This is a genomic window from Microcoleus sp. S36b_A4, assembly GCF_036700645.1.
Lineage (GTDB): Bacteria > Cyanobacteriota > Cyanobacteriia > Cyanobacteriales > Microcoleaceae > Microcoleus.
Window position 1 is genome coordinate 1 of sequence record NZ_JAUBPI010000157.1, and the last position, 7918, is coordinate 7918.

The following is a 7918-nucleotide window of genomic DNA, read 5'->3' on the forward strand; positions in this document are numbered from 1 at the left end:
ATTAATTATGAAATGGAACCGAAAGATCAAAAACAAAGGTAACGCGAGTTAATGCAGTTTAGATGTCGAACAGCTTACTCGATATCAATTTAGTTCAAAAGCCTCATATAGAATCAACCTCAGCTCTTGACGAAACATCTGCCTGCCCGGCCATACTTACCGCTTTGCTTCGCGCTTCGATAATTTGACCGATCTCGCGCCCCAAGCTTGGTTGACGTTCAATCATCGTATTTACAGCATCTGAGTAGACGACAAGAACCTGCAAATCGTCAACGGCGACAACCGATACCGGACTCGGTTCCCCACTAAACAGCGCCATCTCGCCAAAAAACTCACCACTCAAGATAGTCATTACCTCCAACTCCATGCCCAACTTGTTCGTGACTGTTACCTTAGCCTGACCCGCAATGATAATGTACAAAGCATTACCAGGCTCGCCCTGCCGGATGACTTTCTCTCCCGCACCAAACTTCTGTAAAATAGTTCCCTTAGTTAAGTCATCCAAATTTTTCGGCTCTCTAGCTAAAGGCATAAATCCGGGAATTGAGTGCAGGCTTTGGGCTAACTTACTTGAAGCGCTATCTGCCTTATCAGCAGCTTCCACAGCATAGGAGTATCGGTAGCGATATAGCGTCAGGTTGTTTCGCTGCGCTGCGTACCAGACTCGTGTCATAAATCGATCGAGTATCTGCTCCATATCCTCAAAGTTTTCGATAAAAAACTCCACCTCATAGATAATTGCAGTCTCATCATAGGATGTGGTTTTGCTCTCTGGTTCGGGTTCGGCTAATATCCCCTGTGTAGCCAAAGCTGTACTTAGCAGTACCTGCTTCACCAGGTTAGGGGGGCTATCGTAGGAAAAGCCAATATTGATACGTTGGTTGTAAATGCGTTCTGGTTGGCTGTAATTATGAATTATTTCTTTTCCAACAAATTGATGGGGAACGATAATCACCTGCCGCTGGAGAGTAAGCAGGCGAACAGAGCGCCAATTGATATCAATTACCTGCCCTTCGATATCTCCAATTCGCAACCAATCACCCACACTGAAGGGGCGTTCTAGAAGCAGCGCAATGCCCGACATGATGCTACCCAATGTGTCCTGAAGCGCCAAACCGATCACGATCGAACTCACGCCCAATCCCGTAGCAAGACCCGCCAAATCTGCACCCCACACTGCCGCCAGCACGATCGCGCTTCCCACAAGCACCAAAAACAACCTAGAAAGGTCGATCAGCAGTTTGGGCATCCGTGCGCGCCATGTATTGGCCTCAGCTTCTTCAAACAAAATCACATTAAACAGCGAGAGAGAAGCGTAGATAACAGATATCCAAAACAGCGTTGCGACGAGCTTGGCAAAATTCCCGTCAACGTCAAGCCTCACGACATTCCTGATTAAAACCATCAGCATTAAGACGGGCAGGACGAGGTTTTTTACAACCCGCAGCGTAGCCGCCAGCGGTCTACCGCGCCTTTGTAGATGATAAATAACCTCTCCTAGTAAAACGACCAGGAGTGGGAACCCTAATCCGACAATTACCGCCCAGGTTTGCCAGTCATTTGAAAAGCTTAAATTACTCATAAACTTCTTCCTCTCGAACACTTACGGTCAGCTTAGAAGTTTTGACTTGCCAAGCCACTAACTTTTCTTTTCCAGGTTCTTGAATTTCACCAAACAGCTCAAAATCGTAGAGATCGTGCAGGCGCGAGCAGAGGTTTTGAGAAACTAAGATTGCTCCCGGCGGACAAGCCGACTTTAATCTATTGGCAATATTTACACTATCGCCCCAAACGTCGTATTGCAATTTATTTTTACCAATCACCCCTGCAACCACATCTCCTGAATTGATGCCGATCCGCAGGTCTAGATGTAAGTCTTTTTCATAACTAAATCGGCGGACAAACGACAGCATTTCCAAAGCAAAATCTAGCGTGCGTTTGTCATGATCCAGACGTGGCATACCAATGCCGCATACAGCCATGTAACCGTCACCAATAGTTTTAATCTTCTCTAGACCGTATTTATCTGTCATTTCATCAAAACCTGTTACCAGTTCATTCAGCAAGCGAACAACCTCTTGAGGGGACATTGATTGAGTCATCTTGGTGAATTGGTGGAGGTCGGAAAACAAGATCGAGACATTAGAAATCTGCTCGGCAATTTCTCGTTCGCCCTGTTTGAGGCGTTTGGCGATTGCGGGACTAAATATACTTAAGACTAATGCTTCATTTTCGCGATTTTCGCGCTCGATTAGTTTAGTTTCGGTACGAAGGATGCCTATCGTTTGGTTAAATGACTTAGCTAAGTCTCCAAATTCATCTTGCGAACCCGATTTCACAACCGCGTCAAAATCCCCAGCTCCCACCTTACGAGCGCTTTTGATTAAAGTATTGATGGGTTTGACAAAAATTGAGGTCAGCCAGATCGCCACAAGCGTGATTAGCGCGATGATTATAGTAGCTCCAATCACAACTTTTTTTTCAAACGAGTGAATTGAGGCATAGGCTTCAGAAACATCAATCTCCGCCAACATCACCCACCTCAATCCATCAATATCTAGGGGAGCATAAGAACTCAAAACAGGAATATGACGATAATCGTCGATAACCTGCGTACCCTGTTTTCCAAACAACGCTTCCTTCACTGCTTTTGTTTGCACTTCCTGTAGTAGAATCGTAGTATTGAACTCTTTGATTTTGTTGACAGTCTTTTCATCAGTGCCGATCGAGCGTAGAGTTTTTGCATGACCTTCTGGGTCTTCAATCTGAAAACGAGACGCAGACCGCATTAAATAATCCGACCCAACCAGATAAGTTTCTCCTGAATCGCCCAGACCATTTTTTTTCCAATTTTTGTTGGCAGTCATCACATTGTTAATTTTGTCAACGGGAAGCTGGAACGCCAAAATACCAATGAATTGGGAGCCGTTAAAGATTGGGGCAGCGATAAAAGCCGCAGGCGCACCGTAGGAAGGGCTGTAGGGTTTGAAATCTACTATTTTCACATAGGCCTTTCCATTTGCTTGTCGTGCCGCGGCGATCGCGAATGCTAGGTTACTCTCGTTGTAGGGGCCGTTGGTGAAGTTTGTGGTAAAGTCAGCTTCTTTAAAAACCGTGTAGACAACAGTTCCTTCGGGATCGATCAAAAACATATCGTAGTAACCATATTTTTCAACTATATTGCGAAAAATAGGGTGGTAGCGGGCGTGAGCGCGGCTGTAAGCGCTGGCGTCGCCTGGATTGTCAAGGAGAAGTTTTTTGCCAACGGGGTTGGGGTTAGCAGCGATGTAGTGGTACTGCAAGTAACGGGCAGCAGTTGTTTTTGGCGTGTAGGATGCCAGAACTGGCGTGCCCTCGTTAGTTCGCGTTAGTTTGGTTAAAAATTCTGTCCGGTAGTAGGTATCAATTTTTGCGTCAAAATCCGCTGGTATTGTTGATTGTTCAAGTTGGCGGTAGGCTGTCTTGAACTCCTGCATGGCACCGACGACTGTCAGGTCTTCGCTTAAGGTTTGGCTATGGTGGTAAAGGCTTTGAAAATAATCTTGGATTTGATCAGTTTTTGCCGCCCGCAGGCTGGTTAATTGGTTGAAGACTTTTGCGGTCAGAGTAGCTTTCCCACTGCTAGAGCATATATAGGTGGTGGCGAACATAGCGCAAAGGCTGACTACCAGCAACATAACTATGAGTTTTGTCTTGATACTTAATTGATTCACGAATTGCATAGGATTTTTCCTGACATTATTTGCTTTATTTCTCTCATGAGACATCATTGAGGGAGGACTTTTTCTAAAGGGTTGGTGTCTCGCCATTCAACACTACTATCTGAGGCAAATAGGTCTTTTGATACCAGCGGATCTTCAGAAGTTCTATCGGCTAAGAAACGACCTAACAAAATATGTGTAGAGTCTGTGCATAACTCCTAAAAATTTATATTACCTCAAAATTCATTTTTTTCTTCTAGACCTCGAATTCTTACAGTTGTTTATCATACCAATCTTCTTGGTAAATTTTCTCTGACTTAGAGTTGAGGTGGGGATTACAAGTGAGAAACTCTTCAATGTCGTATTTGATTGTGTTACAAATAGCATCAAGAGGCAAGTCGTTGGTATAGTACCCAAACGGGTTTTCTATTTCCAGACCAATTTCTTCAATGCCAAGTAAAGTAAAACTAATCAAACTAACAAATAAGCCTGTCCCCCATCCCAAATCTTTAACTAGCTGAAAAGGTAATAACAGGCAGTAAATTAATAGCAGTTGCTTGAGATGAATGGAATAAGCTAGGGGGAGGGGCGTTCTTAAAATGCGTTCGCAGTGTCCTACAGACTCCATCATACTCTTCACAGTAGCTTGCAGAAAAACTACATGGCCGTAATGTAAGACAGCGTTACCACGTTGATACTGCTGTTGTAGATAATCTGCTATCCAAAAGACTATTTGTAGCGGTGGATTATTGATTGTCTTTAGCTGCAAATACTGAGATCTAGACATCAATTCTTCTAATTCGCTATTTACAGCTTCTGACCTAAGATACAATTTACACGCTAGGGGGAAAGCAGCTACGAGGCGCATGACTGCAATTCTTTTGGCTCGATCTTCTGGTTCAATGTCGTTCATCATTGCCCCAATTTGCCAAACCATGTTACGGGCGTCGTTGACTAAATTCCCCCATAATCTACGACCTTCCCAAAACCGTTCGTAAGCCGTATTAGTTCGGAATACCAGTAATAAGCCTAAGACGATGCTGGGAATAATACTTCCCAAAATAGGTTGGGATACAGGGAGGTTGAAATAGTAAAGTACAGAAACAATAAAACTAAACAGACCAAACCCAATAACTCGTTGATAAATGGCTAAAATAACTGAGCCTCTGAACTGGAAAGCAAGTTTAAACCAGTTTTTAGTTTTTGTTTTCATTCTTATTTGAATAATTGATATTTGGCATCTGGCATTTGGAGCGGCAATGATAGAGCGCTGCCAGCTATGATGTGCCGATACGGAACAATGGCGTCATGAATAGTGCGGTAAGCTTAATTTGCAAACAGGATTGCTTCTTTGTTGACTTCATGCGAGTGGAACCTTGAAATCGATACTTCAGTTGGCAAGGCAGGTAGCGATCGCGCTCCATTTTTCCGGGAAAAGTGCAAGGTCAATTTATCTTACTACTTCTTTCCCAAGTCTCCTTATAGCTTTCGAGGTATGTTCTAAATTCTACGTGTAGGGTATCTATACCCTCTTTTTCCAGTAGTGCCAATATTCCTAGGTTCAATTCTTGACAAGCGGCAAAGTATAAATCCATATTATTATTAAAGGCTCGAATATTTATGATGCGTGCATTCTCTTCAAGTCTGTCCAACCAAACATCAGATCGGTCGTGTAAAGAATCAATAGACTTAGGTATCTTCTCAAGAGCCTGACAAATTATCGCAGTTTTTTCCGCCGAAATACTGTCAATTTTGAGAGTTAAGTTAATGCCAAATGACTCCTCTTTACCAGGATTTTGCGACCAATTCTCGACAATCCCAGTAATCATTTTGGAATTGGGTATCTTTTTGATAGAATCCCATTTGGTGAGATGAAGCTTTGTAGTTCTGATGCCGACTTCTAGGACTTGAATACTACTATCTATTCCATCCACAATCACCCAGTCACCAGGTCGATATAGATTATCCGTGTAAATAATAATGGTACACAACCAGTCATAGATAATGTCCTTAAGCAATAAACCGAACGTGATTCCCGCTCCACCTAATAGACCAATGAGCGCATTTGCAGATGCTCCTAACAACACCTCACCCGCCTTTAACACTACAACAGCGAGTGCCGCCGTCTGAAACAGACGAGGCACGTAGGGTACAAGCAAGTCGTCTAGTTCGGTTTTGGTGTTCAGCGTCAGTTTTCTCAGTATCTCTCCCAACAGTGGAGAGGCGCGGTAAACAATATATGCAACCGTAACTATAGCACTCAGACTCAGAATCTTAGCTAGCATCTCGCTCACTTGAGGCTTTAGATTCTCTGCCAAAATCACCTGCACTATCCAAAGTCCAGCGATGAAAATCAGCCACCCTAATGGTTGCTCCATAATCTCGACTAACTCATCGTCCAGTGTAGTATCCGTTGCGCTAGTAAAATGCTTGATTCTGTTGATGACAATCGAAAAGAATAATCCTCTCAACAGTTGTATGAGCGGGATGATAGTGACGACGATCACTATTTTATTCAGCGGTATGTTTGCAATAGTTATGTGTGAATCAAGTAGCGTTTCCTTAATTTCTTTCCAAATGATTTCCCTATAACTAAAAACCTCGCTCGTAATTAAATTTGATTGCATCATCATTGTTAGTTTTTCTACTCTGCTATTTTAGTGGCTACCTTAATTAACTCTAATCGAACTGAAGGCTCTAACTTCAACATTTCAGAGGACTCACTATTAATTAAGTCTAATGACACTGAAGGCTCTAACCCCAACATTTCATAGGACTCACTCACCTCTTCTTGAGCCTTTGCTTGTTCTTGAGAAAGAGGTACGATTTTGATTGGGGAATTGCTCATGGGAATCTGGCTGAGAATCATGGCAGCTAGCACCATCCCAGCGCCAACCCAGCCACGTACTCCAAGCTTCTCGCCTAGCAGCCAAAACGAGAATACTGCTGCAAACGCAGGCTCGAAGGTGTAGATGATCGCCGTCTCCTGGGCAGAAACCGATTTCTGAGCGATCGCTGGTAGCCAAGTGGTGGCGGCGGTAACTAAAGCTAGGTAGACAATCGGAATCAAGTTCGTATAGTTCGTTGAGAGCGCCTTCAACTGTCCAATTAATTCGGGGGCTGACCAGACGGTTGCCAGCACTCCTACTATCAAGATTTGGACTGCGGTGAGTACCAAGGGTGGGTGGCGTGGGGTGACGACTTCAAGCCTCATTATGTAGGCCGTATAACAGAGAACGTCACCTGCCATCCAGAGATCGCCGACGCTTAAGACTCCATCCTCCCAGGACATTACGCCAACACCACCCACAGCAAGTCCGGCGGCGAGGAAAGTCGTAACGAGTACACGCTGACCCAGTAGCTGTCCCAAGAGGGGGACTAGGATTACGTTCAGGCTAGCTATGAATGCCGCTCGGTTGGCAGAGATAGTCTCAAGGGCGATCGCTTGGGTAGCTAAAGAGCCAAATAACAGCAGTCCCAAGATTGCCCCATCTCGGAGCGAATGCTTGTTCAAGTCACGCAAATGCACGGCAAAACCTAGTGCTGCCAAGGCGCAACGGATGGCAATCAGCGCTCCTGGGGAAAGGCTAACGATTGTTTCCTTAACCAGGGGGAAGGTTGTACCCCAGAAAATGGTTACCGCAACAAGCAGTAGGATGCCCTGGGTATGTTGGAATTTACTAATGCTTTTCATCAAGTTTCTATAATCTTAGGACTTACGCATTGACAAAAAACATCTTCTATGTATTCTAGATAATGCCATCACTGCCAAGGTTGGCAAAAATAAGCTCACGTACAACTAAAGTGAACAGATTCCTTTGGACTTCATACCAATTGCTAATTATCTTTTCAGAGCGCATAAACTCCAATCTGACAAAAGCTTGAAGTGAACAACATATATGAGTCTTGATTGCATAGGAATCTCTAACCATGAACCGACAAATTTCACATACTTGTTTTATCGCTCTGTGAAAGGTTTCAATTCCCCAATTGGTATCAAAGGTGTAGAGGTCTTTATTCCATTGTGCTGTGGATGGTTTAATAATTTCTCTGATTGTCCGATACCTAGAAAGTAGACGACCCATATTTATAAATGCACTATTTTGTTATTCTGTCAATGCGTAATTCCTAGTTTAATTAGACTGAAGTTCCCCCATTGACAAAAGGCGTCGGAGTATGTAGGGTAAACCTTTGGAGGATTTTGACTCCGGTTTTAC

General features: G+C 43.8%; 5 protein-coding genes and 1 pseudogene. All 6 read right to left on the reverse strand.

What is annotated here, in order from left to right; genetic code table 11:
• Positions 1-103: 103 nt before the first annotated feature.
• A complete protein-coding gene (locus tag QUA03_RS27655) occupies positions 104-1582 on the reverse strand; it encodes a mechanosensitive ion channel family protein (protein WP_333216752.1) in 1479 nt (492 codons plus the stop codon).
• Positions 1575-3722, reverse strand: coding sequence for an adenylate/guanylate cyclase domain-containing protein (locus tag QUA03_RS27660; RefSeq protein ID WP_333216753.1), 2148 nt, complete (start codon positions 3720-3722; stop codon positions 1575-1577). The genes QUA03_RS27655 and QUA03_RS27660 overlap by 8 nt, the downstream gene beginning before the upstream one ends.
• A 250-nt stretch (positions 3723-3972) precedes the next feature.
• Positions 3973-4914, reverse strand: a complete 942-nt coding sequence (locus QUA03_RS27665) for a bestrophin family ion channel (RefSeq protein WP_333216755.1) — start codon at positions 4912-4914, stop codon at positions 3973-3975.
• A gap of 232 nt (positions 4915-5146) precedes the next feature.
• The gene (locus QUA03_RS27670) at positions 5147-6334 is read right to left on the reverse strand and encodes a mechanosensitive ion channel domain-containing protein (protein WP_333216757.1); all 1188 of its coding nucleotides are present in this window, start codon (positions 6332-6334) and stop codon (positions 5147-5149) included.
• Positions 6335-6345: 11 nt separating this feature from the next.
• Positions 6346-7395 (reverse strand): DMT family transporter, encoded by a 1050-nt coding sequence (locus QUA03_RS27675; protein ID WP_333216759.1) that lies wholly within the window; start codon positions 7393-7395, stop codon positions 6346-6348.
• Positions 7396-7450: 55 nt separating this feature from the next.
• Positions 7451-7699, reverse strand: a pseudogene (locus tag QUA03_RS27680) (IS701 family transposase); the annotation flags it as partial.
• Between the last annotated feature and the right edge of the window lie 219 nt (positions 7700-7918).

Bases quoted from the DNA above. Each gene is read 5' to 3' on its own strand.
- QUA03_RS27655 (WP_333216752.1), bottom strand. From the start codon at position 1,582: ATGAGTAATTTAAGCTTTTCAAATGACTGGCAAACCTGGGCGGTAATT.
- QUA03_RS27660 (WP_333216753.1), bottom strand. From the start codon at position 3,722: ATGCAATTCGTGAATCAATTAAGTATCAAGACAAAACTCATAGTTATG.
- QUA03_RS27675 (WP_333216759.1), bottom strand. From the start codon at position 7,395: ATGAAAAGCATTAGTAAATTCCAACATACCCAGGGCATCCTACTGCTT.
- QUA03_RS27665 (WP_333216755.1), bottom strand. From the start codon at position 4,914: ATGAAAACAAAAACTAAAAACTGGTTTAAACTTGCTTTCCAGTTCAGA.
- QUA03_RS27670 (WP_333216757.1), bottom strand. From the start codon at position 6,334: ATGATGATGCAATCAAATTTAATTACGAGCGAGGTTTTTAGTTATAGG.